Source organism: Candidatus Protochlamydia phocaeensis, assembly GCF_001545115.1.
Classification (GTDB): domain Bacteria; phylum Chlamydiota; class Chlamydiia; order Chlamydiales; family Parachlamydiaceae; genus Protochlamydia_A; species Protochlamydia_A phocaeensis.
Map to the genome: position 1 here is coordinate 121,013 of NZ_FCNU01000022.1, position 26,480 is coordinate 147,492.

Genomic DNA, 26,480 nt, shown 5'->3' on the forward strand with positions numbered 1-26,480 from the left:
TTCATTTTAATTCCTCTTAATTTCCTGTCGATTGATAGCGGCTGACGCCGATTTTCCAGAGCTGGCAAGACAAGCCAAGAAAAGCCACACCGGCCAGCGGAAGTAGCATGCCGGTCCATAAGGGAAGCGCTTCATGCTTCAGCATCACGGCAAGGGGATAGTAAGCTACACAAGCAAGCGGAATAACGAAAGTAAAAAACAGCCGGAAAGAGGGATGATAAATGCTCATGGGATATTGTCCGGATTCAAGCCCGCCATAAGTGGTGATATTCATGATTTCCAATGTCTCTGTCGTCCAAAAGCAAAGCGTTGCCTGAATGATGAACAGTCCATAAAAAAGGCAGGTTGTTCCAATAAGGGCGAGAGACAGGATAAGAGAAGAAAGAGAGAGGAAAGGCAGATGAAGCTGATGGCATCCCCACAAGAGGACGGCCAGTCCTTGGAAGAAGCGCCCGATGCGCATCAGCTGGAATTCGCGCGTGGCGACTTGAAAAAGCGTTCCCGTAGGTCTTAGCAATAGGCGGTCAAAATCTCCTTGCTTGATAAGCGTACTGAAAGTATCAAATCCCCTGGCAATGGCTTCCGCTGCTGCAAATCCCATATGCATAATGCCGTAGATTAGAGCCAGCTCCTCTAGCGTCCATCCTTGAATAACTTTAAAGCGGGCAAAAAGGACCCATATGCCAAAAATATCAACGAAAGTGGAAATAAAATGGGCAATGGCCAACATGAAAAAAGAGGCGCGATGCTGCATTTGCGACTTAAAAGACGATCCAAACAATTTAAAATAGAGGCGAAGCGAGTGAAGCATTTATCCCCCTTGAATGATAATGCGTTTCATGGCCTGATGCATGAGGGCTCTGCCCAATACAACAAAGAAAGCAAACCAAGCGAGCTGGAAGCCTAGATAGAAAAGTCCTTCAGCAGGAGGAATGATCCCTGTATAGAGCCTGACGGGAATATCGATAATGCCTCTAAAAGGCTGAATGCTTAAGAATGGCTGCATCCAATCGGGAAATAAGGGCAATGGCACGACCATACCGGAAAGGATCATCGTCAAATGAGGCAGCAAACGCAGGATGCCCTCGCCGGATATAGTCCAAAATAAGCTGATCACCACAAGGGTGGTCATGGCAGCGGACAATAGCATCGAGCAAAACAATGACAAGCTAAAAAAAATACCGGCTGACGCTGAAGCTGGCATGGAAAGGCCGAAAAATAGTCCAGCAACGAGAAACAATGGCAAACTGCGCATGAGAGTGGGAATAAACCGCAAGGCCAAGGATCTAACAAACCACAGTCCATATACATCAATCGGTCGGACTAATTCATAGGCTACATTGCCCGTCCTGACTTGAGCTTCAATTTCCCTATCGATGTTCCAAGGCAGCAATTGAAGAAGGGCTTGTCCAAGCCAGACAAAAGTAATGGCTTGAGGAAGAGAAATAGGGGGAGGGGAGAGCGCATGCGCATAAAAAGCTTGCAGGATCATCATTTTGACGAACCCCCAGAAAATTTGGGTGCTAAGGCCGGCAAAAGCTGCCAAGCGATATTGAAATAAAGCGGATAGCCGGCATTTAAAAATGGCCAAATAAGCCTTCATAGATTGACATCCCGATAAAGTTTGGCGATAATCTCTTCAATCGGCGGATTTTCAATATAGAGATCGCGAATGGCATGGCTGGCTGTAATGCGCCTAATGAGTTCTGGCGTAGACGTTTCAACGGGATTAAAGCTGAGCCAGACACGGTGGCCTTCTTGTTTAAAGAAAGCGGCTTGCGGGTCTCGGATGGTCTCATGCTCATGGAGCAGATCGACAATCAGGCGGCGTTCCGGAAGAAGCTTTTGGCGCAAGGCTTCCAGTGAACCGTCCAGAAACAGGCGGCCTTCATTTAAAATCAGCACGCGATTGCACAAGGACTCGATGTCATCCATGTCATGCGTGGTCAGCATGATGGTGACTTGTCGTTCCTTGTTCAGGTGGCGGATAAAGTCGCGCACGGCCAGCTTGCTGACTGCATCTAGTCCAATGGTAGGCTCATCCAAAAATAGAATCTTCGGTGAATGCAGCAGTGAAGCGGCAATATCGCAGCGCATGCGCTGGCCTAAGCTAAGTTGGCGGACGGGAATGTGGCAAAGTTTAGAAAGTTCTAAGGTGTCGGTCAGAGACTCCAGCGTTTTGCGATAGACATCTGCCGGGACGCGATAAATATCCCGCAGCAGTTCAAACGACTCAATGACGGGTAGGTCCCACCATAGCTGGGTGCGCTGGCCAAAAACAACTCCCAATTGACTGACAGTCTCAATCCGATAATCCCACGGCGTTTTTCCCATGACTTTGACGCTGCCGCCATTTGGAACTAAAATGCCGGACAGAATCTTCACGGTTGTGCTTTTACCGGCTCCGTTAGGACCGATATAGCCGACGAGTTCGCCTTCTTCAATAGTAAAAGAAATGCGGTCTAAAGCTGTTTTGACAATGTACTCGCGAGAAAATAAAGAAGCGAAATTGCCTAAAAAGCCTTTTTTACGTTTGGGAATATAAAACTCTTTCCAAAGAGCTTCAACAGCTATAATACTCATGCAGACTTATAAATTTATTTGTTGTCGTTATTTCCCAGAATCAAACAAGCTCAAGCAGTAATAAGCTGATCGATTTTAAGGAAAGAATGGTGTTTTAGAAAGAGCGTAGAGGCGGGGAATAATTATGTCGCGTTGCTTGTAAAAAGTAAAGGAAAAAATATTATAAGGCTTTTAAAGAATGATTAAACCAATAATAACTAGATTCGAATTATTTTCTACCAGGGAGAAAATAATTTCAAATATAGCTTCTTAAATAAAAAGAAAGCCTAAATTTTTTAAACGTGAATCTTCATCTTATTGTAAAGCCACGCAATAAGGGCAAGACCAATGAAGACATCGGCAAATCCATATAGAAGTCCAATAAAAGCCCCTGGCCAAGAAATCTCATAGCCTGGATAGATATTGGCCATCAAATTTAAGAACTGCTCTGCATATCCCGAATAAAGAGAGAGGATTGTGAATAAAAAGAGGGATACTCCCCAAACGATTCCCCCGGCAATTCCTAAGCGAACAGGGTATAACATGATTCTCTCCTTTTAAAATAAAAATTTTATATTTGCCTATAGCAAGTTTGCCGAGCTTTGACAATAAAAATTAGGGGAAAGGAGAAAATTGAAAGGAGGAAATAAAGGGAAGAGGCCGGAATTTAAACGCATTCAAATTCCGGCATAGAAGAGGAATAAAATTTAAGAAGGAATTAATTTTTTAAAAAGCGCATCCCAATTAGATTGATGATGTTGTATCCAATTGATATAGCCATCGGCTTTAAAACGGCTTTGTTCGAGGCCTAAATTGCCTGTAGCTCCTTGATGAATCTTTGAAAGAATATTCGTAACCGGATCTGCTTGAGAAACGGACTCTAAGCTTTGAGCCACTTGGCGATAAGCGTCGCGGAAAGGAACGCCATTCTTAGCGAGCTGCAAGACTTGGTCTGTGGCAAATAGCTCAGGAGTAAAAGCCTTTAGGCAAGCATCCTGATCGATTTGAATGCCTTCAAAGACTTTAAGGAATACATGCAATGAGGCGAGAGTCATATCAAATCCTTGCATGAGCGGCCGCTTGGTTTCTTGAAAATCCCGATTGTAACCGGAAGGAAGCGATCGAATGATTTCAAGCGTTTGAAATAAAAGCCCTTGAACCGTTGCCGATTTAGCCCGGATTAGCTCTAAGGGACAGGGATTGCGCTTTTGGGGCATTAAGCTGCTTCCCGGACAGAATTTTTCGGGCAATTTCAGGTAGCCGAATTCAGGCGCGCTAAAGATAATGATATCTGTAGCCAGTTTACTTAAATCATTCATGATTTGCGCCAAGGCATGTAGGACAATCGCCTCAAATTTGCCGCGGCTGTTATTGGCGTAAAGCACATTGTTTTGCACGCATCGAAATCCAAGCAGTTCAGCGCAATACTGGCGGTCGATGGGCAGCGAGACGCCATAACTGGCCGCTGATCCCAGTGGACTTTGATTGATCAAGTCGAACGCGCTTTTAAGGAGTTCCCCATCGTCTAGCAAAGATTCAGTAAAAGCTCCGGCCCAAAGCCCTAAAGAAGAGGGCATGGCATGTTGAAAGTGCGTCCGGCCAGGAATAGGCACAGCATGGTTTTCATCGGCAAAGCGAATCAAGACTTGGCTAAGGGACGCAAGGGCTTCCATTGTTTGCAAAATCTGATCTCTCATATACAACCGCATATCAAGCAGGACTTGATCATTTCGCGATCGGGCAGTATGGAGCTTTTTACCTAAATTCCCAAGCGATTCCACCAAATAGTTTTCGACAGCCGTATGCACATCCTCGTCTGTCTGTTTAATTGTAAATAAGCCCTTTTTAGCAAGAGAAAGAATATGGCTGAGGCCTTGAAGCAGCTGATGGCATTCCTCGGTTGTCAAAATGCCAATTTTAGCCAACATGCTGGCATGGGCCATGCTTCCAAGGCAATCATAAGGCAAAAGGGCGATATCTAAAAGGGGATCATCCCCTGTCATAAAGGCTTCGACGGCTTCATCAAGTTGATATCCCTTATCCCACAATTTCATAGCAGCCCTCCTTTGAGAGTTTTTCTTGTCGCTTGGCTAGGATTTCGCAGGGCAGGCCTTTAATTTTTGCTGCATGGGCGCACCATCTTTGATCAAACGAAGCGCTTTTGATGGAGCGAACGTCAGGAGCAAAAAGCGAATATTTCGACTCGCGATGCAGAATTTCAATATTTCCTTTATATAGCTTAGCGCGGATTTTTCCGCCTAAGACTTGTTGGGTTTGCGCGATAAAAGCATCCAATGCTTGTTTTAAGGGAGAAAACCATAGGCCATGATAAACTAAATAAGCCCATTGCGCATCGACGATTTTTTTAAATTGAATTTCATCCTTGGTCAAGCATTGCTGCTCTAAATCGCGATGAAGCTTTAAGATTACATGGGCGGCAGGCGCTTCGTAAACCTCCCGGCTTTTCAAGTCCATGATGCCATCTTCAAACATGTCGATCAGGCCAATGCCCTGTTGGCCGGCTAGCTGATTAAGCGAGGCAATGATGCCATCCAAAGGAAGGCTTTCCCCATTAAGCGCAATGGGGATGCCTTGAGCAAATTCAATTTCCACAGCAATTCCTTCATCGGATGCGTGAGAAATAGGCCTTTTCCACATCCAAACATGATCAGGGATAGGTTGATTGAGATCAACGGCTCCGGAGGCAATTGAACGGCACCATAGCGTTTTATCATCTCCTCCGACAATTTGCTCGCTGATGGGAATATTCCAGTGTTTGCAAAGGATTTGCTCTTCTAAACGCGTGAGATTGAAATCGCGTACAGGGACCAAAATATCCAATTCAGGCGCGAATAATTTGAAGACATTGTGCATGCGGTATTGATCGTTGCCTTTTCCTGTCGATCCTTCTAAAATGGCGTCGCATTCCAACTCTTTGGCTTTAAGGGCAACCAGTTTGGCGACAAGCTGCCTAGTCATAGAAGTGGAGACAGGATAGCCATTATAATCGGAATTTGCCTGAATCGCTTTTGACAGCCATTGCTGAGAAAATTCTTCCTTAGCATCGATAATAAAAGGGGTGATGCCTAGAATGGCCGCCTTGGCATGCATGTCCTGCATTTCCTCTTCGCCCTGTCCGACATCAATGGTAATGGGAATGATCTCTTTGGCTTCATAAATATGGCGCAAGAGGGCGATGGCTAAGGAAGAATCCAATCCTCCGGAAAACGCAACTGCAACTTTTTGCCCTTTCGTCACGGGCGTTTGCTTAATTTTTTCTAAAATAGGCGCTAAAAACATCTGTCAAATTCCTTTATTTAAGCTATTATACGCTTTGAGCCGCAAGGCATTAAGTTTGATAAATCCTTTGGCGTCAGTTTGGTCGTACCCTCCCAGCTGATCCATGCTGGCAATTTTTTGGTCGTAAAGCGATTGAGGCGATTCACGCTTGAGAACAACGGCGTTGCCTTTATACAGCTTAAGATAGACTTTGCCTTCGACGCGCTCTTGGCTTTTTTCAATGGCCGCCATTAGAAATTCCATTTCAGGGCTGAACCAAAATCCGTTGTAAATGAGCTGGGCAATCTTTGGCATCCACATCTCTTTGAGAAGGAAGACTTCTCTGTCCAGCACCAATGGCTCAAGGTCAAGATGGGCTTTCCATAAGACAGAGCCGGCGGGCGTTTCATAAACGCCTCTGGACTTCATGCCGACAAATCGATTCTCGACAATGTCGATCCGTCCAATTCCATGCTTTCCGCATAGTGCGTTCAAATAGGTAAAAATAGCGACAGCAGATTCTTTTACACACGTATCATTAGATAGATTGGTAACAGAAATAGGCACGCCTTTGGCAAATTCAATGGCAATGACTTCTTCTTCATCCGGTGCCGATTTTAAGGATGCCGTTTGTTGGAACATGTCTTCTGGAGGTTCGATTGAAGGATCCTCTAAAACGCCTCCTTCATAGCTGGTATGCATCAGATTTTCGTCCATGCTGTACGGTTTTTGCAGCGTGGAGGTAATGGGAATGCCATGGGTTTGGGCATAGGCGATCATATCTGTCCGTCCCTTGAACTGGCTTAAAAAAGCAAGATCTTTCCAAGGGCTGATGATCTCGGCATTTGGCATTAAGGTAAGATAAGTCATTTCAAACCGGACTTGATCATTGCCTTTGCCTGTCGCTCCGTGTGCCAGAAGCGTCGTCTGCTCCTTTTTGGCGATTTCCACTTGCTTTTTTGCGATGAGCGGGCGGGAAAGAGAAGTGCCGAGTAAGTATCTTCCCTCGTACATGGCATTAGCCTTAAGCGCCTGGAAAATATAGCCTTCGACAAATTCCTGGCGTAAATCTTCAATATAAACGCGGCTGGCTCCCAACTTAAGGGCTTTTTCTTTGGCAAGGGCAAAATCTTCTTTTTGTCCGACGTTGGCTAAAAAGCAAATGACTTCCAATCCTTGCTCTAATAACCATTTTAAAATGATGGAGGTATCCAATCCTCCGCTGTAAGCTAAAATAACTTTTTTCATTGTTCCTCTAAACGTGTAGTAAAAATTGCTTAATGCGCTGTTTGTTTTGCAGCTCTTCTTTCTTTGAGTCCCATTCTTCGACGATTTCCCCATTCTCCATGAAATAGACATAGTCCATGATTTTTCTAATGAAAGGCATATCGTGGCTGGAGAGGGCGATGGTAAAGCCTTTTGCGTTTAAATCTAAAAGCAGGGTTTCCAAGCTCTTTTTACTTTCCGGGTCTAAGGCTGAAGTGGGCTCATCTAATAGCAGAATCTTCGGGCGTAAGACTAAGGCCCTTGCAATGGCAACCCTTTGCTGCTGTCCGCCCGATAGCTGAGACGGAAAAACATGCGCATAGGAATGAATATCCAGCATTTTTAGCGCTTCCCTAGCTCTTTCCTCTGCGTCGTTCTTTTCCATTCCCATCGCCTTTTGCAAGGCGTAAGTGCAATTTCCCAACACGTTGAGATGAGGGAATAGGTGGAACTGTTGCAAGACAAATCCGACGGTAGAGGCTCTCTCGGCCGGATTTAAGAGCCTGAGTTCCTGTCCATCGCATATCAGGGTTCCCTCGTAGTGGGAGTGCAAATTGGCCATACATTTCAAGAGCGTCGTTTTTCCGGCCCCGCTTTGTCCCATGAAAGTGGTGATGCGCCCTGCACGCAACTGAAAAGACACGTTCTTTAGGATGGGAGGCAATTCCTTTTTGTACTGCCATTTAATATCTTTTGCCGAGATCATGCTGACCACCTCTTTTGAGTCATTTTTGCTAAAACCGACAGCAGGCTTGTCAGGATGAGGTAAAAAGCGGCTGCCGCTAAATAAATGGTCATAGGATCAAGCTCTCGGGCGACGATGTCTTTACTGATTTTCGTCAGCTCCGCCACTCCGATGACCATGAGGATACTTGTTTCCTTCACTAAGGCAGTAAGCTCGTTAGTTAAGCTGGGAAGCGTTACACGAATCATCTGAGGAAGGATGATTCCTTTTAATGTTTGCCAACGTGTGAGCCCTAGGACATAGGCGGCTTCCCATTGACCGTCCGGCAAGGCATTAATGCCGCCTCTGACTATTTCGGATACGTAGGCCGTTGAATTTAGCCCAAGGGCAATGACGCCTGCCAAGAAAGGAGAGAGCGATACCCCCACTAATTCCGGCAAGGCATAGTACGCGATCAGCACTTGGACAAAGAGAGGCGTGCCTCTAATGACCCAGACAAAGCTGCTTATTCCATAGGACAGCAGCGGCAGATTTAATTTGCGGCAATTCAGAATACCTAGCAAAATCCCGCCGCATAAGCCAATGCTAATGGAAACCAGGGATAATTGAATGGTCGTTAGCAAGCCCTTCAATAAAAGGGGAAGCGATTTAATTAAGAGAGACGAATCGTCTAACATTATTCCGCTCCTTTGAACCATTTGTCTTCGAGTTGCTTGAGCTCGCCCGAGGCTTTTAACTGCTGAATGACGTGCTCAACTTGCTGAGTTAGGGCCTCGTTGCCCTTTTTAATGCCAATTCCGAAGCCTAAAATGCTCTCTTCTTTAGGTAGAGGAATGGATAGTACTCTGACTTCCGGATGTTTTTGCTTGAGGTATTCGGCTACATCCGGTTCGACGAGGTTGGCCAGCGATTTGCCGAATTTGACATCCATTAAAGGAGCGAGCGCGCCTTGAAAGGATTTGGTTTGAATCTGAGGATAATGGTTCATAAACGCTTCCGGAATAGCTCCTGATTCGACGCTTACGATTGCGTTGGGGATAGCGGCTAAATCTTTGAGCGAATGAATGCCTGCTGGGATCTCATTCCAAAAAATCAAGCTTAGAGAATCGGCAGCTTCGCCATGATAGGGTACCATGTGGATTTCTTTCAGTCGGCTTGGGGTGATATTCATGCCGCTGATAATGAGATCAATTTTTCCTTGTTTGAGGGAAAGGATCTCTCCTTCAAACTCCATATCTTTTACGACAAGTGTTTTTCCTAATTGGGCAGCAATTTTCTCAGCGATATCAAGGTCAAATCCGATGATATTGCCTTGTGCATCCATAAATTCAAACGGAGGGTATCCGCTTTGCAATCCCACGGTCAAGGTGTGTGTATTAGGCTGCTCTTTAGAGCAAGAGGATATCAGAGCCATGAGTCCAATTAGGATAAAAGTGGCGCTAAATAATATAAAATATTTTTTAAATTGAGTGGACATAAAAACTCCTTCATAAGACGTGTGCGTCAACGCAGAACGTCAATTAATTAATTGATTGATTCTTGAAAGCGTATGTCTACTAAGCGAAAAAATAACTATGCACACATCACTAGATGTGCTTTAAGTTCCTTGAGTAGGCACTTAGTAAGCTAACGATTATTTAAAACTAAAAATGGTAAATAAGGGACGGACAGCGATTAACGCCGACGGCGAAAAGAACGACGGGAAGAAAGGATGGCAACAGAAATAAATGAAGAAGAAGAAACGGCCTGGTAAGGCATTTCTGGCTTAATACATAAACACGGGTGATCGCTCATAAGATTGCCTATCATAATAAGGATGATAATTCGCTTTAAGTATAAATAAAATCAATCATTTGGATCAATATTTATTTTTTTGCTAGTGTCATTTGTGAAGAAGCCTTCGATCAAATAACTAATCAAGTAACCGATTCGGAATGCGCTATCAATCAATAATCGACTAGCTATGAGCATAACCCAGAATCATTGTTAAGAGCTCGTTGAGCGCATGGTGTTGAGGCGCTGAAAGCGTTCGACTAGGATTTAATCCTAAGCGGCCAATATATTTGCTTGCTCGCTCGCTTTGTCTTTGATAGGAATAAGATAACCGATTAAGGAAGGAAAAATGCTTGATCGTATATCCAATAGCTGTCCCTCCAAGCCCTGTCAGAAGGATGCCAAAAACAAAGCCTGCAATTACGTTTGTATGCACTAGCACAGATCCAAGGCCGATAAAAGCAATGCCTGCTAAAATAGGTGTCACAGGCTTTGCAAGCAATGAGAATGCTTTCGATCGCCATTTAATTTGCGTTAAAACGTGAATGGCTCTCTCATTTGTGAGTTGGTTTGCCCGTTTTTCTCTAGAAGTCATTTTTTCTCTAATCGATTCATTTAAATCAATCTTGAAAGGAGAGGTCCAACTCATCAAGCGGAAAAATTCAGGACATGGTTGTATAACTATGTTGTTCATAAAATTCTCGTTAATTTTAAGTAATATGATAAAATAAATTAAAAATAAATTAAAAATAAATTAATTTCAACAACCGTGTTAATAATTTTGAGTAATTATTTTTAAGTTGATTTTAAAAGTTTAATCCCATTAAAGAGACTGTTAAAAAAAACGTTTAATGGCTTGAGTGTGCATTCTAGGAGGCGAGAGTGTCTCCTAGGGCAAAAATACTCTCAAATAAAGGGTGTTTTAATCCCCCTCTAAGGGGGGATATTAAACCGTTAATCTAGGTGATTAGGAATTTGCAACAGCTTCTAAAAGAAAGCCATCGCTATGAATCGCCATAATAAGTCCACACTTTGAAATGCGTGCTCATTAATCTGATTTTTGAGTTTTTGCCCTTTGGGTTATGTTAAAGCCTCGAAGATGGGAAAATGACAAGAGAGGTTGTCTTGTCATTTTTCACCTGCGAGAGCTTTCACTCGAAAAGGCAAAAAACTCAAAATTCAGGTTATCCTATGCTATCAACCAGTTAATTCCAATCCAGCTTCTGAAGAATAAGAGGAAGGAGAGGTTGCGGTTGAGGTGGTCGTGGGATTGACCGGTCCTTCAAGAGAAGAAGGGCTTTCAATAATTGCGCGAATTCTTTCTTGCACATGAGTCGTATCAGCTGAAAGAATCAGTTCACACCATGCCTTTTTTTCTACGCGCAATTTATTCATTTTATCATCTACGACAAACGTCTCGCGGTGCATGCGGTAAACTTTTACACGTTTTGTTTGTCCAATGCGGTGAAGACGGGCTATGCATTGATCATCATCATTTGGATTCCACCAAGGGTCAACGATAATGAGATGATTGGCAGCCGTACAGTTCCAGCCCACGCTGCCTAATTTACGTCCTGCGACAAGAACGGGCGGACCCTCAGGGTGTTGGAATTCTTCAATCATGGCCGAACGTGCGTTCTTATCGACTTTTCCATAAAGGAACTTGACTTTTTGCATGATAGGGATGAGAGCCGATGCTTTCAATCCTTCGCAAATGAGATGACCCATTTTCTCAAAGTTAGTAAAAATCAAAATTTTATCATCTGGAGTGCGGTCTAAAATATTTTTAACCAAATGGATAATAGCCTGTAATTTACCCGGTTCTGAATAATTGACCGGTATACTTTGAATGTGTTGATGAAGAAGGACGCTTTTTGTACTCAAATAACGCATGAGTCTCTCTGATTCAAGCAAAAGAGCGGGATGATTTGCAACTTGCTGCAAATAAAGATAATCAATTAAATTTAAGCTTGCTTCATCGGCCTCTTTTTCTATTTTTGAACTAAATAGCGATAGGGCTCCTCTTTCAGTTGCTTGGTCAAGTGCCTGTGGATTGGTGTCTATAATTGTTTGAATAAGACGCAACTGAATTTCTGATAACGAATAAGAAATTCTCTCTTCTTTCTCGATAGGAAGAAGCGGCTGAATAGGGCGGCCTCTGGACTGCATAATTGCCGTTTGTGCTTTGAACTCTTCAAAATGATTCTGGCGGCGGAGTAAAAAAGGCTTAGCCAATATTTCAATCAACTGAATAACATGTTCTTCTATAAGCTTAAGGGATACGTGAGAAGGGATTTTACCCCCATTGTTCTGAGCTTGCAACAAGAGTTTTCTCAATTCATCCTTAGCGGGTTTCATGACAGCTTTTTCAAATTTCCCAATAGTAGGATAAGTATTGGGGTTCAGCATGGCATTCAATCGATAAAGCTCAGGCAAATTATTAGGCATAGGCGTACCGGTCAAAGCTATGAAGCCGTGCCCTGGACCTTGCGCTTGCTGGCGTAAACGAGTAATTACCTTTTCAGAAGTTTTCGTATTTAAGAAAGTATGAAATTCATCTAATAAGATCAGATCCCATTCTTGATTAAAGGGAAATTTTGCCCCCTCTTTAGATGCTGGAGAGTTTAAGCGCAGCTTCTGATGAGATATTAAGTTAATTTGATTCAAAGAATGATCTTGGTTCCCTTCTATGATATCAATGTGACTTTTCAATCCAGGGCAATGGAAGTTTAATTCTCTTTGCCAATTGGCTATCAGATTGGCTGGACAGGAAATCAAAATGCGGGCGGCTTTCCCTTGCTCATTTTTTTCGTTGATCACCGCTTGAACAAGGGCAATGGATTGAATGGTTTTTCCTAAACCCATGCCATCCGCTAAACAGCCTCCTATGCCAAATTTATAAAAAATTTCCATCCACTTATATCCGCGCCATTGATAAGGCATAAGATCGCTCTGCATTCCTTCTGGCTTGGGTGGAAATGTTCCTCCTGCGAATGATTCACACATTTTCTCGTATACCTTGTCTAACTCTTCAATTAAGGGCAATACAAGGCGCAATACCTTCTGAATATTTTCTCTTGCCTCTTCATAGACTGGAATTTGATTAGCCGATCGATGAGAAAAAGCTTGGGTCATCTGAGTAGATAGATGAATAAACGCAGGAGCTGCTGAGCTGGAGATCTTTTGAGAAGAGGTAGTTATTTTCCTAGGACGCGCGCATGGCATTTCTTTAAAAGATGCTGATGAAGGTATAAATGTAGGAAAAGTAGGTGGAGGAGTTACCCTAAAGGGAGGCCTTCCTGTTGAAGGAAGAGGAGCGAAAGAATGGCTTTGGCCGAAAGCGCCATTTTGAGGCAGTTGTGGAGTAAAAGGAACAGGAGTCGATCCAAAGGGGGAATTTTCCACCGAAGGAAGAGGGGCAAAAGGATAGTATTGATCGAAAGAGTCATTTTGAGGCAGGTGTGGATTAAAAGGAACAGGGGCTGACCCAAAGGGGGAATTTTCCGCCGAAGGCAGAGGAGCAAAAGGATAATAGTGGGCGGAAGAGCCATTTTGATGAGGGTGTGGATTAAAAGGTGCAGAGGGTTGCTCTGTTTCAATGGACACCCGCTTGGTTAAAGGCAGCCTACCATCTGTCTGCGTGAATTTTCTTTTAGATAGGCTTGTTGATCCAGGAAGTGGCTTACTGTTCATTATCGAACAGCCTGAATTGGTTTCTCTTCCCGAATGCGTTTGATCTGTTAAAGGGAAATCGCACTCCCCTAAATCAGGAAATAAAAGATCTAACCATTGGCTGGGATCGAATTTCTTTAAGAAAGGAAATTCATCCTCTAGCGATAGACTTTCTTGCTCGCTGCAATCAATAACCGCTTTCCACCAAGGAACGACAGGGGAAGGTTGATGATTAGCTGCCCCGGATTCTTCTTGCGGTTGAGAGTCTTGATGGGGAACTTCTTGAGAAGCAGATAAAGGAGGTTCAGCCCCCATTCCAAAATGATTGATTCCATATCTGTTAAAAGGATTATTGTTTGTTAAGTTCATAATACTCGCTTTAAATATTTATTAAATATTTTTTATTTATTAATAATTGATTAAGCAACTAGTTATTTTATTACAGATTATGTGATTAAGTAAATGGATTTAATTAATTATTTATAAATGCTATTCTATGTGAAAACTGGCACCTTTTTCTAAAAGCACGTTTATTCATTGTCAAAAAGCGTTAGTCATTTTTCATAAAATAAAAATGTAAATATTTAATTAATTTGATCTGTTAATAAATTAATTCAACTTGTCAAGATATGGAATGCTGCTTATGCTTCTTTTCTTTTCAATTGATAGTCAAAGAGATAAAGGCAAGAAAACTGACAAGTTTTCTAAGAGTCGTCAGCAAGCCATCTGAGCCTTTGTAATAGAGTACGTTGGATGAAATTCATTAAATAGAATGACACAGACATTATTTCAATCAAATACGTTAAACGCGTCCCTTCACGATCACAATCTTCGCAATCGGGTTAGACAGCTCTTTACTTTTTTACGAGCGCTTATTCAACAGCGATTTCCTGCTCCGCGCCAGATTAGCGAGCGTGCCTTAGTATTGCCTTTATCGCGTTTGCCTAATCATGAATCCGTTCGATTTTCTTCTCCTGGTGAAGAGGCGGATAAGCCTCTTTTATATGTTGAGCGTCCCCAGCTTATTTCCTGTCCAGAGCCTCCAGAAGTGATTAATAATTGGTTGGAACAAGGATGGAATACTTGCCACCAATCTCCTAAGGTCATTGAGAAGAAAATAGTGGGAAAAGATGACGCGGGCGCTGTCATTTTGGATTATTTTAAGGACGATTTAAAGCGAGAAGAAGCTTTAAATAATTGGATAGAGAAAAGACATGTATGGGCGGAAGAACGTGCCCGCGCTGAACAGGCTCTTCAATTATTTGATTGCCTCTATCAGCAATTTGCTGTCTTAGAAAAAGAAGGTGGCCAGATTGAGCTGCTTGTTGGCGATGGAATGCTTAACTGGCGATTGCCTGCGGGAGGCATCCATCATCCCATCTTAATTAAGCGGGTTGAGCTTCGCTTTGACCCCGTTATTCCTGCCTTTTCCTTGGTGGATTCGGACAGACCTGTTGAAGTATACAATTCCCTTCTCTTATCTATTGATGAAATTGATATTAAACGCCTGCAGGAGCGCTGTGCGGAGCTTAAAATCGCTCAATACCATCCGTTAGGGGAGACAGATACGTCTGCCTTTCTCAAAGCGTTAGTTCAAAGTTTGTCCCCGACTTATGGGGAGTTTCTTGATTCTCCGGCTGTAGGAGAGAAAAGCCATCCGCGCATATGGAGAGAGCCTATTCTTTTTTCTAGCAAGCGCAATCTTTCTTATGGAACAGCCATTGATGCCATCTTGCAAGATATCGAAAAGGCGCATCATTTTCCTCGGTCGCTTGCTGCCATTGTGGGGATCTATAAGCCAACAGGGTGGATGGAGCAGCAGATTGGCCAGAAAGAAGAGCAAGTGCTTTTAGCGAAACCTGCGAATGTAGATCAAATAAATATTGTTCGGCGTCTTCATAAAACAGGTCTAGTGCACGTCCAAGGTCCTCCAGGCGCTGGGAAGACGCATACCATTGGCAATATTATTGGCCATCTTTTAGCTCAAGGCAAGCGCATTCTTGTGACAAGCCAGACGGAAAAAGCGCTTCGCGTGCTAAAAGAAAAAGTACCGGAGCCTCTCCAATCCCTTTGCGTGTCCGTTTTGGGAAATGATAGGGAGGGCCGCAAGCAATTGGAAGAGACGATCAATGAAATCAACAACCGCTTAAGCCGGCAAGACCCGCAAGCGCTTTTGAACCAATGCCAGAGAAAAATCCAGGAGCGAGAGGCCTTGCTGTTGCAGGAAAAAACATTGCGCGGCCGCTTAAAGGCTGTCATTGACTCGGAGTACAATGCTATAGAAATAGATGGTCTTTCATTGGACCCTAGCGCTGCCGCCCGTGAGATTGTATCGACCCAAGCCGGTAACGATTGGATTCCAGGGAAAGCAGGATTGAATGATCCTCTCCCGCTCTATCCGGAAGAGTTTGCTTTTCTTTACGCTAGCAATGATCGCTTGACTCTGCAAGATGAAATTGAGTTAAAAAGGGGACTCGTCAATAGTCAGGACATCCCGGCGCCAGATGTCTTTTCTTTACTTATTTCTGATTATCGTGCCTTGATGAACAATGATTTGAGGGCGCATGAGGACTACTGGTCCATTCCGGACAGACCTTACCATTCCTTAAAAACTGCAGCCGATCATGTCTTTGCAGAGTTTGATCAAAGCCTTATCAAGCAAGCATGGCGGCCTAGCGCCATCATCGCAGGTATGTTGGGAGAAAAAGAGCGTTTGCTATGGGAGACGCTTTGCCAGCGGATTGAACGAACGGCTGATCTTGCTAATCGGCTTGCCTTGCTTGAGCATTTGAAACCGGCTATTAATGAAGACATTGGCTTAGAACAAAGCATAGAAATCTGCCAACAGATAAAAACATATCTGACCGCTAATGCCAAGTTTGGGATGATGACTTTATTGCTAAGGAGAGATTGGAAAAGGTTTATTCAATCCGCTAGAGTCGTATCAGGAGAGCCTAACCGTCAAGAGCATTTTGAAGCGCTTTGCCTTGTTTGTGAAATTAAAATAGCTCGCAGAGAGATTTCTCATTTGTGGGATCAATTAATTGCAAGTCAAGGAGGAAAAAGCTTTGACTCTTTAGGCGCTCAACCGGAATTCGCTTGCCGGGCAATTATCCCGGAAATTCGCCGCTGCTTAAACTGGTATAATGCGGTGTGGGTTCCGCTTTTGTCCCTGCTTTCGCAAGAGGGACTAAATTTGCCGCTCTTGTCAACGCATGTGCAAAGGCAAGAATCGCCTCTTGCGGATTATCTTCAAATTGAAGAAATGGTCATTCAGCGCCTCCCGGCTATCATTTGTTCGGAGCTTTCTCGAAGAAGAATACATGAAATTGAGCAAGAACTGAGCCGTTATGCCCAGCATTTTGATTCGGCAGAAAATGGCCTAAATGCACAATTTTTGCAGGCCCTTCGTACAAAAGATGTTGAGCTTTACCAGCAAAGCTATGCACGCCTGATTGAGTTAAATAACCTCAAGGGAATTTATGATAAACGACAAGCCTGCCTTCAAAAATTGCACGCTGCTGTTCCTCAATGGGCCTTGGCAATTGCAAACCGCCTTGCGCCTCATGATCAAAGCGTATTGCCAGGCAATCTTTTATCTGCCTGGAGGTGGTTAAGGCTATCTTTTGAGCTTTGCCGCCGGCAGGAAGAGAATCTCTATTCTATTCAGCAAGATTTAGAAAAATGCCAAGACCGTATTCGGCAGATCACCTTGGATTTAATCGAAAGCTTGACTTGGGGAAAGCAGATCCAGCTCATTCGATCGCAGCCTGAGTTGCAGCAGTCTCTTGCCGGCTGGCTTGAATTGCAGAGGAAATTGAATTCAACGCGGATTAAATCCATCCAGCAAAAACTCAAAACAGCTGCACAAAGGGAACTGGCTACTTGCTCTCAAGCTGTTCCCGTATGGATTATGCCTTTGCATGCGATTGCCGAAAATATTGATCCAACGACGACCAAATTCGATGTGATTATCATCGATGAAGCCAGCCAGGCTAATTTGCTTGCCCTGATTCCCATGTATATGGCAGATGAAGCGATTGTCGTGGGAGATCATGAGCAAACGACCCCTGAAGCGGCAGGCATTCAGCAAGCTCCGGTCCATCATCTAATTGAGACGCATTTACAGGGCATTCCCAATAGTGAGCTCTTTGATTTATTGACCTCCATTTATGACTTGGCTCGGCGTTGTTTTGGTGAAACGATTCTATTGACGGAACACTTCCGTTGCGTTCCTGAAATTATCGGATTTTCCAATCACCTTTCTTATGAAGGGAAAATTCTGCCTTTGCGCGAAGAAACCTCTTCTTTGCTAAACCCCGCTACAGTTACTTATCGAGTCGATGGTACGGCTTACAAAAAGCAGAATGAGGCAGAGGCAGAGGCAATTGCGCGCCTAATTAATGCCATGACACAGCACCCCGCTTATGAAGAAGCAACGATCGGCGTCATTTCACTCTTGGGTGAAGAACAAGCCCGTTTAATTGATGCAAAATTAAGAGCGGGGCTATCAGCGAGCGAATACCTTAAGCGTCGCATCGTTTGCGGCAATCCGCCCCAATTTCAAGGGGATGAAAGGGATGTCATTTTTCTCTCAATGGTCGATAGCATGGGAGAAGAAGCGGGCTTTTTGAGGAAGAAAGGGGAAGGGGCATTCGATGCGAATAAAAAGCGATTTAATGTGGCTGCTAGCCGGGCACGCGATCAGCTGTGGGTGGTTCATTCGATGGATCCCATCTGCCATCTTAAGCCTGATGATATTAGAAGAAATCTTATTCTTTATGCCCAAAATCCTCAAGCAGTCCTGCAAGGAGTAAAAACAGAAATAGAAAAAGCAGATTCCATTTTTGAGATTGAAGTAATGGAACAATTGGCGCAAAAAGGCTATCGCGTTAAAGCGCAATGGGAAGTCGGGTATCATCGCATTGATATCGTTGTCGTCGGAGAATCCAAACGACTGGCAATCGAATGCGATGGCGATCGCTGGCATCCGCCGGAAAAACGTGAAATGGACTTGGAGCGTCAAGCAATTTTAGAAAGGTTGGGATGGACATTTGTTCGCATCCGCGGCTCTTTCTTTTTTCTCGATCCAATTGCTGCGATGAAGCCAGTCTTCGATAAGTTAGAAGCGATGAAAATTGAGCGTCTTGGCCCGGATGCCCATTCATCCATTGTGACAGACCGCCGCTTAATTTCCGAATTAGAGCAGTTGGCTTGGCCCGAGCGCTTTCAAGAGAATGTTAGCTCAACCGAGTTTCAGTAAAACCAGAGCTAGGATAACTTTGCAAAACTCCAAACTCAGGTTAAAAAAGGCGTGGGAAGTCCATTTTGGGCAAAATGCAGAGGCTAAAATCGATCGGGAAGAGCGCATTTGGCTCTTCCAGACTCCACGTATGGAGATTAAGAAAACAAATCAGAATGTTTCTCTTTCCAATCTTTAGCTTTTTGTTTAGCCTGATCCAAAATAGCTTGAGGCATGCTATCAAGTGCTTGTTTCATGGCATTTGCAGCCGGATCATTCATATCAGACGCTATTAAAATCCATTTAATCCCCTCCACCAGATCTTGCTTTGTCATCCCATCAAAACTTTCTCCGGCTGCCAGCCTCACCCCATAAAAAACCATGCAGTTTGATAAGCCAAGCTCGCATCCTTTTTTCTCCCAGTAAATGGCTTCTTTATCCGATAGTCCAAGATTGTGGCATAAATCGCATAGTTTACTAATGGCAGGTTTATAGTCCTGTTTTGCAGCTATTAGGCAAAGCCCTGCTGCAAGGGTCTTTTTGTCTAACCATTGCGGGTCATTTATTGCTTTTTCCATATCTAAATCGCCAAAGTGGTCGGCTATCCTATACACGAAAGAGGGACTCGAGTTCGAGTCTGCCAGTTGCATGATTAATTTCCTTTGTGCTTTTCTATCACCCATTTTTTCTTCAAATAAAGCGATCCAATCCGCTTCCTTTTTTTCATCAAGTGAAGGAGTTAATTCTTGGGTACTTTTTTCAGAATGGTTCATGAGAGACTTGCTATTAGCCATTTCTTCCGACATGGCCAGATTGCAGATTAAAGTAGATGATAATCCAAAAGCAAAGTAGATGCTCTTAATCATAAATGAATTCCTTAAAAGAATGGATCTTGAATTTAAATTTTAATCTTATAAAAAGACGGAATCCATCTACATTATTAAATAATAAATTTAGTTGTAACTAAAATAAATGTTTAACAAATTTAAAAATTTAATGATTACTTGATAGAATAGCGGATTAATATAAGAGGATGAGTTGGATTTAGAAAGATTAATCAGTCTTGCAGAGTTAAGACAAAAGAAGCTTCTTATCGCTATTTCAATGAAAACCTGTCCTTATGATACCAATGCTATAAAGAATAATAGCATTGGTATAAAAAGATAGTAAAAAGCTTACAAATAGCTTTGTATTTTTTTGCGGCCTTCGCCTTCTTTTCCTTTCGCTCTCTTTTCAGTGATTTCTTTATTAAGTTTGCTCAAGAAAATTTCGTAAGTTTCTCTTTGCTTGGACGAAAGCTGATCATTCAGAATGGTCATTGTCACTTCCTGTATGCTAACAAGAAGGTCTGGATTGCCTGAAAGCATGCCTGTATTGCGGAGCGAATATATAACCGGAATAGCCTTTTTTGTGTCTTCTGTAAGCGCAAGGCTTTCTTGGAATTGCACATCGCTTGGATGCTTAGAAGTATATTTAGTAGCACTCTTTCTTTGTTTCAAAGAAACGACAATTAATTTTGTCTTGCTCATATCCAGCTTGATGACGTGCGTCCGCCCTTTAAACCTGGCTTGAATAGAAAGATTATTAAAGGAAAGATGTTTAATGGAATAAATTTGATTCGGTTTGATAGCCATTGTCAAAGCTTTAAATAACGCACGATGGGAGCAAAAGAGACGTTTATCAATAATTTGACGCCATTGACGGCAAACAAGTCTTAGTTGGCAAAGCGATTTTAAGGGAAATGTTTGGAATATATCGGCAAGGACGTCGATGGGCAAATAATGAACGGAACATTCGTCCTGTTTCATGACATGGGCTGTATAGACGTGACAGACTTTATCTTGGACGGTAGTGCCCTTAAAATCCTCCAGTTCACCATAGTTTATTTCAGTGATCGTAAGATCTTTTTTTTCCTTTACTTCCTTTATTTCTATCTCATTTTTACTGCCAAAACAAGAAGACAGGAAACTAGGGAGCCTCATAAATAACCTCTTTATTTTTATACATAATAGAATTAGAGAATTGAATTTTGATTCGACACCAAAAATCAATTTTTCAACCCTATTGTGGATAAAGTGGAAAAAATCATAATCCTATCGGGCATTAAAGTTAATAAAATTATGGCTAAGAGTTAATTACAGAGCGATTAAAATAAAAAAACTGAAAAATAGCCGATAATTTGATTATTAAGAATTCTATGCCCTTCGCTTTATAAGCAGATTTGAACCAATTTAGCAGTTTCTCTCATTTGGCATATGGCATAGGCGTTTATTTGACAAATTAAAATTTGGACAAGTTGTTTATGCATGAGATCGGCTCATTCATGCTGAAAATTGAAACGAGAAAAAGCGGAGCATCCTCTATAAAGAACGCAATGATTAACGCAGAGAAAATCATTCTCTTTTTTGTCGTTATTTTTTCACTTTATTGAACTCAAAGCGCGGATTAAAACTAAAGGGAACAACTTGGGAAATCAACAGGAAGAAGGGGCGTTTTCGAAGAGAGGTTCTGGTAAGCAACCTCTCTTCATTTCTAAGTTTTGCCGTCTGCTATTGCATTACGGAAAAAGTTTTAGAAGGCCAAAAACATCGACATGATGCCATAAGTATTTTTCTATGGGAGAGCGGAGAATATAAGGAAAGCGAATCTCTGCTTTCTCTTCTCGCTCTATTCCCTTTTCAAAAATCGCCAATTGGTCAATGACTATATCAGTTTTACCGAGCCCATAATTGATTTCTGAATGAAAATGCTTAGGTCCAATGACCAGATCGTGTTCACCAATTAGTTGAGCCATGATGGAGAAATGGGATTCGGATCGGATTAAACAATTGAATCCTCCATGTGCCATCGAAAATAAATCTCTAAGCACAGGATTTTCCCCTTCTTTGGGTTCTGTCACTCCAAAAATGATATCTTGCGTATAGCCGGCTTCTCTAATTTTATCCTTCAATTTTTGCTGGAGAAGAGCGGGTTCTTTATCATCTGTAAAAAGATGAATATAAAGCGGCTGATCTGCATAAATCTGACAAACGTTTAAAAGCTGGGAAATATAGTACTCATCCGGAGGTACCTTGCAAGGATAGTAGTTTTGAGTGGTGGGGCCATCAAGTCTTGTTGCTCCACGACGCCAATGAACCGCGATAGAGGTGCGATCTTTGGGAGGGGTCACTAAGCTTAACGCTTGCTTAGGCTTAATGAGATCTTTGATGAGGTTCTTAAATCCAGCATCCGACCAATCAACTTCCACATAAGCCCCTCTATAGTTTGGCCCGCGTTCAGAAGGGGACTCTGGGAAGTAGCAAATAGAATGAAGTTCTTTTTCTTCCCGCCTTTCTTCTAGCGATTTCTGGGAAAGCTGCGTAAAGGGCTCTTCATTGACATGTTTTTCACTCTTTTTAAATTTTGCCACCTCGTATTCTTTTTCTACATCGCTAAGCACAAGCTCATTAGAAAACTCAAAAGGCTGGAAAGCAAGGGGAATGTTGTATTTATAAGATAACCATTTAGCATGCAGATAAGTAATGAGATTATCTCCAATAAACCCTCCGCTAAAAGTATAAGAGACCATGCTTTCTGTTGGAGCGGCTTTTTCTACTGAAGAAGGGGTTTCTTCTTTTATTGGAGAAGAGCGTGTTGGAGAAAAAGACGCTATTTGCTGGCTAGTTTGTCTGGTTCTCTTGCTTTCCATTGCGCCTCTGACTCTATGGGCTAGATGGCCTATTTCACGGGCTGCGCATTCGATCACAGCAAACAACGGGGCAACTACACTTGTTATAGCCAAGCTTAAAAGGATGACTGTTTTTTTAGAAATATTACCGATATGTTTGGCGGTTTTTAATAAAAGATGGTCACTGTCCTCAACAATAAATAGTGAATTATCATAGCTGCTTTTTAAATAATCAAAACAAGAAACTGTTGTAGGAATAAATAAACGAAGAGAAATCATGATTTTATGGCCTATTTTATTTATACGGAATGTAGAGTATGCCTGTTAATAATATAATACAATTAAAAATTTATTGTTCTAATTAATGAATGATTGCTTGTTCATTAATTTATAATTGTTTTCATACTTTATTTTTAAGGACGAGATTTTTTGCAAGGAGAGGTCGTCCATACAGCCTTATCAATAGCTGGACGGGCAAGAAAAGCGAAATATCTACGATTGAAAAGTTGTCCGAATATAACTATTTAATTGGGGTGAGCAAACAAAATGCTACGCTTGACTCCGAGGAAGCCAGGGTAGAGCAATTGACTTTTATGATGGATATCAATAAATGCGTTCAGTTTTTTATTTGGATGGAAGCGGAAGAATGGGCGTTTTCTATTAATAAATTATCTACAGGGATGAACGTATCATCTGGCTTCCATATAGCAAAGAGGCGAGAACACAACTTGTACAAGTCGCATTTTTGCGTGTGAGGACAAACCCAAGCAAATTTTTTTACCACGCGATTAGAAAAGAAAGGCTATGGACTCTAATTAGGCGAATATACCGTATTGCCTCGTCCATAACGGAGTAGCTGGACTCCCCATGGCAATTTGAGTCGAATCCGTTGGCCATTCTGTCTAATTAGAGTTAATTCCGCAACTCCTCCCTTTTGCCCTTCTACATCAGGGCTATAGGTAAACGAAGGCGCAATGGCTGACAGTTTAAAAGAATCAGCCACCCCTTCTTCTCCTGAAACGGAACGGAATTTTATTTTTTCACTCTTCTTTAATCCTAAAAGGGTGATTTTGTAACAAGCCGGGATGAGGTTGCAAAGCTCAGCTTCAAGAATGACGTTTCCAGCCTCATCTTTGATTTGAATGGGATTGGGAATAAAGGTGATTTCATGTTCAAATGAGCCATCCAATATTTCATATCGGCAGTAGATGCGCTCACCCGGTAAAAACCCTCGTGAAGATATGCAAAAGAAGGGACTTCCTTTATCGTCTGGAGGAAGAAAGATTCTTCCGTCTTCTTTGATGATAAAGAAGCTTTGCTTGAGGAAATTGTGATTGGGGGGAACTAAGCGCTTTAAAGAAAATTTGATCTTTTTACGAAGAGGAAAATTTTCAAAATAAAGCAAAGTCTTAGGGTGGAAAGGGTCCAAGCTTGTGCAAGACTGAATAATGGGGTCAGCATGCTGCTTGACCTCCTCGTGTGTTAAATACACTCTTTGTATGTCTGGTCGGTCCTGTTTCTCCGTGCCGCTTAGTAGATTGTAATAGATAAGCGTCATTAGCACAAAGCGGATAAGCATGCGCATTCCCCTGGGTATGTCTCTTTGAAGAAGAAGCGTACCAAGAAGGCTGAATAATTTTCTATTTATTTAGAGATTTCTTGCATAGGTAAGGTTGTAAAAAATATTTTATAAAAATCTGTCTTTCTCCATAAAAAGAATTGAGCTCAATCAAAATTAAGTGGAGAATCTTATGTCACGTATTGTGCGTTTTCATCAAACCGGCGGGCCCGAGGTATTAAAAATTGAAGAAGCAGAGGTACCGGCTCCCGGCAAGGGAGAAGTGCGCATTCAAGTGAAAGCACTGGGATTAAATCGGGCGGAAGCGATGTTCCGATCCGGAAAGTACTTACAGTCGCCAAAATTTCCTGCACGCATTGGGTATGAAGCATCCGGAATCGTTGAATCTATTGGGCCTGATGTCAAAAATCTTTCCCCCGGAGATGTTGTCAGTGTGGCTCCTCCGCCAGATATGAATAAATACGGGGTTTATGGAGAAATGGCAATCGTGCCTGCCCGTTATGTGATCAAGCATCCGCAAGCGCTGAACTTTGTTGAAGCGGCGGCTATTTGGATGCAATACCTGACAGCCTATGGAGCGCTCTTTGATATTGCTAAGCTGACAAAAGGGGACTATATTGTCATTCCGGCAGCTTCTAGCAGTGTGGGAATCGCAGCCATCCAGCTCGCCAATCTTGTCGGGGCCATCCCCATTGCAACAACACGGACTTCTCAAAAGAAAAAAATGATTGAAGAGGCGGGGGCTAAGCATGTGATTGCTACTCAAGAAGAAAACCTGGCGGACAAACTTCATGAAGCGACCAAAGGGCAAGGTGCACGCATCGTTTTTGATCCTGTAGGCGGAAAAACCGTCTTGGATTTAGCCAAGGGAATGGCTGCAGGCGGCCTGCTCATTGAATATGGAGCGCTTAGCCCGGAACCGACACCTTTCCCGCTTCTGGATGCTTTAATGAAAGGATTGACCATGCGGGGCTATACGCTTTTCGAATTGCTAAGCAATCAAGAGCGTATGGAACGTGCGATCAAGTTTATCTCGGAAGGATTAGAGTCTAAAAAGCTAAAGCCCATCATTGCCAAGACATTTAAGTTGGAGGAAATTGTGGATGCCCATCGCTATTTGGAATCCAATCAGCAATTTGGAAAAATAGTGGTGACGGTCTAGCCGGCATGCATTAAGACAAAATGATTGCAATCGCTCAGCAGGTTGGCCTGCTGAGCAAGTCGGATAAAAGGACTCACTAATTAATGTTGGATAAAGGCCGGCTTTTCCAGAGGGGGCGCCATAAATTCGGGACCGATTGGGTCTTTGATGCACGCCTGTAAAATGCGGTCGATCTCTTCAAAGTCTTCTGGAAACAACTTCCAATTCCAAACTGTCTGCATGTCTTTGAGCTGCTCCGGTTTACGTGCGCCCCATAACGCAATGCTAATGCCAGAGTCCAATGCCCATCTGACTGCCAAGGCGAGCAAAGGCTTTTGATATTTATCTTTTACCCATGTCTGTAAACGATCGGCGGCTTCAAGATAGTGAGAATAGCGAGGCGCTTTAAATTTGGGGTCAATTTTTCTCAGGTCATCTCCTTCAAATTTAGAATCCTTGCGCAATTTGCCGCTCAGTAGTCCTCTGCAAAGCGATCCATAACCTACCGTGGCAATGCCGTTCTTTCTGCAATAGGGAAGCTCGGTCTGCTCAATCTCCCTTTCAAATAAGTTGAAGGGAGGTTGAAGAGCGTCTAAAGGGGTATAGTGCCGGAATGCATCCATCTGTTCGGTCGAAAAGTTGCTGACGCCGATTGCCCGGATTTTGCCTTGCTTTTGCAATTCCTTGAGCGTAGTGGCCAGTTCTTCTATGGAGACAGAGGGATCGGGCCAGTGCACCTGATAAAGGTCGATATAATCTACTTGAAGGCGCCTTAGTGAATCCTCTACTTCTTTTAATAGAGAGGCTCTGCTCGAGTCGCGGTAAACGGTTTTATCTTTCCAGCGCAGGCCGACTTTGGTGGCAATGACTATTTTCTCTCGTTGACCATATTGCTTAAGGGCTTTTCCTACGATTTCTTCCGATGTTCCAAATCCATAGACAGGAGCGGTATCAATAAAGTTCAGGCCTTGGTCAAGCGCTTGATGAATGGTTGAGATTGCGAGCGTCTCGTCTGATCCTCCCCACATCCATCCGCCGATTGCCCATGTTCCCAATCCAATGCGCGTTGCTTTTTTTTCTAAATGGGGAATAGCGGTCCATTCCATGCTTTTCTCCTTATTTGATCGCTCAATGAGCGCATTAAATGAAGAAATACAAATGACGTTTGATTGGAGGTCTTCTCTGCAAAAATATTTATATAACATTTTTTGAGCATTAAGGGGAATACAATGAAATTGCAGATGACTGTTTTTTTAGAGCTTTCCTTTTTCTCGCAAGCTTTTCTTACCGCAGACACCTTCCCTTTCCCTCATGGCAATGAAAAAACGCGCATAAATAGATAAATGCAATCCTCTTAAATTCAATGAGGAGGGAGATTCAATACTCCTTGCATTTTCCACCCTTTTGTAAAGAACGTCGACTGTTGATTCGCTTCCTTATCTTTTAAATTTTAGGCTTGTTTTTTAACTGGCAGATATAGGGGAATCCAGTAAACAGGGTTGTGTAAAATTCTATTTTTAATAATAAGATAAATGGGATACAAATCGAGCTAAGATCCCGTCGCCTATTTGATCGAGTCGTTCAAAGAGCAGACAACACTGACTCATTTTATTT

General features: G+C 42.8%; 19 protein-coding genes. 2 read left to right on the forward strand and 17 right to left on the reverse strand.

What is annotated here, in order from left to right; genetic code table 11:
• Positions 1-16 precede the first annotated feature (16 nt).
• The 12 genes from BN3769_RS08000 to BN3769_RS08055 all read right to left on the reverse strand — a co-directional run bounded on the left by BN3769_RS08000 (position 17) and on the right by BN3769_RS08055 (position 13,606).
• Complete coding sequence (locus tag BN3769_RS08000; RefSeq protein ID WP_068469353.1) at positions 17-811, reverse strand: ABC transporter permease; 795 nt, start codon at positions 809-811, stop codon at positions 17-19.
• Positions 812-1,603, reverse strand: coding sequence for an ABC transporter permease (locus tag BN3769_RS08005; RefSeq protein ID WP_068469355.1), 792 nt, complete (start codon positions 1,601-1,603; stop codon positions 812-814).
• The gene (locus tag BN3769_RS08010; protein WP_068469356.1) at positions 1,600-2,583 is read right to left on the reverse strand and encodes an ABC transporter ATP-binding protein; all 984 of its coding nucleotides are present in this window, start codon (positions 2,581-2,583) and stop codon (positions 1,600-1,602) included. The genes BN3769_RS08005 and BN3769_RS08010 overlap by 4 nt, the downstream gene beginning before the upstream one ends.
• Before the next feature lie 275 nt (positions 2,584-2,858).
• The gene (locus BN3769_RS08015) at positions 2,859-3,107 is read right to left on the reverse strand and encodes a bacteriophage holin (protein ID WP_068469358.1); all 249 of its coding nucleotides are present in this window, start codon (positions 3,105-3,107) and stop codon (positions 2,859-2,861) included.
• A gap of 162 nt (positions 3,108-3,269) precedes the next feature.
• A complete protein-coding gene (gene argH, locus BN3769_RS08020) occupies positions 3,270-4,616 on the reverse strand; it encodes an argininosuccinate lyase (protein WP_068469360.1) in 1,347 nt (448 codons plus the stop codon).
• A complete protein-coding gene (locus tag BN3769_RS08025; protein WP_068469362.1) occupies positions 4,600-5,862 on the reverse strand; it encodes an argininosuccinate synthase in 1,263 nt (420 codons plus the stop codon). Before BN3769_RS08025 ends, argH begins: the two co-directional genes overlap by 17 nt.
• A gap of 3 nt (positions 5,863-5,865) precedes the next feature.
• Positions 5,866-7,089 carry an argininosuccinate synthase gene (locus BN3769_RS08030; RefSeq protein ID WP_068469364.1) on the reverse strand — a complete coding sequence of 408 codons (1,224 nt, stop codon included), beginning with the start codon at positions 7,087-7,089 and terminating at the stop codon, positions 5,866-5,868.
• 7 nt (positions 7,090-7,096) lie between these two features.
• Positions 7,097-7,813: an amino acid ABC transporter ATP-binding protein gene (locus BN3769_RS08035; RefSeq protein WP_068469366.1), complete on the reverse strand. Its 717-nt coding sequence runs from the start codon at positions 7,811-7,813 to the stop codon at positions 7,097-7,099.
• On the reverse strand, positions 7,810-8,469 hold the full coding sequence (locus BN3769_RS08040) for an amino acid ABC transporter permease (protein WP_068469368.1): 660 nt from the start codon (positions 8,467-8,469) through the stop codon (positions 7,810-7,812). The genes BN3769_RS08035 and BN3769_RS08040 overlap by 4 nt, the downstream gene beginning before the upstream one ends.
• Complete coding sequence (locus BN3769_RS08045; RefSeq protein WP_079989481.1) at positions 8,469-9,269, reverse strand: transporter substrate-binding domain-containing protein; 801 nt, start codon at positions 9,267-9,269, stop codon at positions 8,469-8,471. The genes BN3769_RS08040 and BN3769_RS08045 overlap by 1 nt, the downstream gene beginning before the upstream one ends.
• Before the next feature lie 480 nt (positions 9,270-9,749).
• A complete protein-coding gene (locus BN3769_RS08050; protein WP_154017861.1) occupies positions 9,750-10,259 on the reverse strand; it encodes a hypothetical protein in 510 nt (169 codons plus the stop codon).
• A 503-nt stretch (positions 10,260-10,762) separates the two neighbouring features.
• Positions 10,763-13,606 (reverse strand): DEAD/DEAH box helicase, encoded by a 2,844-nt coding sequence (locus tag BN3769_RS08055; protein WP_068469371.1) that lies wholly within the window; start codon positions 13,604-13,606, stop codon positions 10,763-10,765.
• A 403-nt stretch (positions 13,607-14,009) separates the two neighbouring features.
• Between BN3769_RS08055 and BN3769_RS08060 the strand changes: the two genes are divergently transcribed.
• Positions 14,010-18,500, forward strand: a complete 4,491-nt coding sequence (locus BN3769_RS08060; protein WP_068469373.1) for an AAA domain-containing protein — start codon at positions 14,010-14,012, stop codon at positions 18,498-18,500.
• Positions 18,501-18,637: 137 nt separating this feature from the next.
• On the opposite strand, the gene BN3769_RS08065 is transcribed toward BN3769_RS08060, so the two are convergent.
• The 4 genes from BN3769_RS08065 to BN3769_RS08080 form a co-directional block, all read right to left on the reverse strand.
• On the reverse strand, positions 18,638-19,345 hold the full coding sequence (locus BN3769_RS08065; RefSeq protein WP_068469375.1) for an SEL1-like repeat protein: 708 nt from the start codon (positions 19,343-19,345) through the stop codon (positions 18,638-18,640).
• Positions 19,346-19,654: 309 nt separating this feature from the next.
• Entirely contained in the window at positions 19,655-20,461 is an 807-nt protein-coding gene (locus BN3769_RS08070; protein ID WP_068469377.1) for an F-box protein, read from the reverse strand.
• 575 nt (positions 20,462-21,036) lie between these two features.
• Positions 21,037-22,425 (reverse strand): O-fucosyltransferase family protein, encoded by a 1,389-nt coding sequence (locus BN3769_RS08075; RefSeq protein ID WP_068469379.1) that lies wholly within the window; start codon positions 22,423-22,425, stop codon positions 21,037-21,039.
• Positions 22,426-22,957: 532 nt separating this feature from the next.
• Complete coding sequence (locus tag BN3769_RS08080; protein WP_154017862.1) at positions 22,958-23,725, reverse strand: hypothetical protein; 768 nt, start codon at positions 23,723-23,725, stop codon at positions 22,958-22,960.
• Positions 23,726-23,897: 172 nt separating this feature from the next.
• Here BN3769_RS08080 and BN3769_RS08085 point away from each other — a divergent pair, with 172 nt between their 5' ends.
• Positions 23,898-24,887 (forward strand): zinc-dependent alcohol dehydrogenase family protein, encoded by a 990-nt coding sequence (locus tag BN3769_RS08085; protein ID WP_068469385.1) that lies wholly within the window; start codon positions 23,898-23,900, stop codon positions 24,885-24,887.
• 80 nt (positions 24,888-24,967) lie between these two features.
• On the opposite strand, the gene BN3769_RS08090 is transcribed toward BN3769_RS08085, so the two are convergent.
• On the reverse strand, positions 24,968-25,972 hold the full coding sequence (locus BN3769_RS08090) for an aldo/keto reductase (RefSeq protein WP_068469387.1): 1,005 nt from the start codon (positions 25,970-25,972) through the stop codon (positions 24,968-24,970).
• Positions 25,973-26,480: the final 508 nt, after the last annotated feature.